Here is a 1,805-nt window from a genome sequence, read left to right as displayed (position 1 = left end):
CTCCCTCTATATACTTTGATTATCTTCAAAATGCTCCTGTTTTCTTAGAATTACTCAAACGCCATTTTATAGAATGTATTGGTGGGCATAGTGTTCACTCAGAGTGCGGAATATTCAAACAGGGTTTTATCCATCCTAACAACCAAATTGTGAACATTTGGTTAAAAATGGTATGACCATGCTTAGGTTCTCCACACAACTTATGGTCGCTTACCCTCCCATGTATCGCGGGATTTTCTCCATACATTCCTTCGTCCTGCGTATCCACAAGGTGGAGGTCGGAAAAAGCTCCTATGCTGGGTCTGGTGCCCGAATGGATTAAATAAGCTCCGACTCTGCATTATTGGTGTTTGTTTATCCTAAAAACTAGAGGTGCATTTATTCAATCGTGTTGTAAAAGCTTAAGCTGCCTGTAATTCTTCCACTTGAGGTAAACCTTGTAATAGCTTGCTTCCATCAAATTCACATTGTTTGTTGCCGATGACAAATAGTACACGTAATAATTTTCCACATAGCGCAATCAGTGATTGTTGTTTCTTCAATGGATTGTTGGGGCGGGTCGTATAGTAACTGTGTAAGGCCTTAAACACCGGGTTACTAGCTACGAGTGGCCGGATTGCCAGATATAAGGCTCTTCGCAGTTTCTTTCGCCCTCGTTTCGTTATTCTGGTTTGTCCCTTGTATTTCCCTGAACTATGCTCCCGTAACGACAAGCCTGCCAGATTCACCAGTTGTTGTGGATGATCATACTTGGTGATATCCCCAACCTCGGAGAAAAACGTGGCAATGGTTATGGGACCAAGCCCTTTGATTTTCAACATTTCTTTGGATCCTGGAACTTCTTTCAACACTTCAGTGATTTCCAAATCAAGTTCCGTTAACTGACTCTGATACAGTTCATATTGGTCTAATAGGCTGTGCATTTCTTTTCTCGCAAACCGCAGACCGATTTCAATGCCAACACTCTTCTTAGCCTTTTCCACCAAATTGGTTGCACGCTTGATTCCAACGCCTCGTTTGATCACTGTTTTCCATTGTGCCAACACTTCTTCCGCAGTCATCTGTCTGATATCAGAAGGAAATGGAAATTCACGCAAAGTGAATAGAGCTGTTTTGCCTTCCCAGTCCTTAAACACATCATTAAATTCCGGAAAATAGCGCTGGATATGATTCTGAATGCGGTTATCGATCGTAATCAGGTGTTTGACGAGTTGATCTCGTAATTTGATCCCTTCCCGTAATTCGGCGTATATGCCGTCGAGAAGATTGGGTACAGAGTATCGTCCGTCCTTTACCAGCTGTGCGATGACACGCGCATCTTTCGTATCATTTTTCGTTGGTGAGTTATCATCGAGTTCTTTGGCCTTTTTAACGTGCATGGGGTTTACCAGCACAAAGTTAATACCTTGGGCCCTTAAATAATAAGCTAGGCTTAGCCAATAGTGTCCAGTTGGTTCTGCGCCAATAATCAGTTCGCTTTTATCGTGTTCTTCCTGTATTCTGGAAATCCATTTTAAGAGCTGTTCAAAGCCGTCTATCCGATTGTCAAAGATCAGTCTTTTTCCAAATTCGAAACCACGGTCATCTTGCGCACGTGCAACGTGTTTATCTTTGGCAATGTCAATTCCTACAACTAATGTAGATGGTGTGATTTGTGTTAATTTGCGATTTTGATTATAATTCATGGTGAGTCCTCTCCTTGGTATGTTTTAATTTAGGGGTCAATGCGCATTGACACCCAGTACTATACCAGAGAGGCTCTTTTTTGTTCAAACCTCAAATTTCTTCATTACAGGAATGCTCCT

At 41.9% G+C, this 1,805-nt stretch carries 1 protein-coding gene; it reads right to left on the bottom strand.

Annotated features, from left to right (window positions below; translation table 11 throughout):
- Positions 1–401: 401 nt before the first annotated feature.
- The gene (locus WKU33_RS18755; RefSeq protein ID WP_340456103.1) at positions 402–1,685 is read right to left on the bottom strand and encodes an IS110 family transposase; all 1,284 of its coding nucleotides are present in this window, start codon (positions 1,683–1,685) and stop codon (positions 402–404) included.
- Positions 1,686–1,805 lie beyond the last annotated feature (120 nt).

Origin of the sequence: Oceanobacillus sp. HCA-5259 (assembly GCF_037892815.1) — a bacterium.
Lineage (GTDB): Bacteria > Bacillota > Bacilli > Bacillales > Amphibacillaceae > Oceanobacillus > Oceanobacillus indicireducens.
This window is presented reverse-complemented; position numbering and strand designations above follow the sequence as displayed.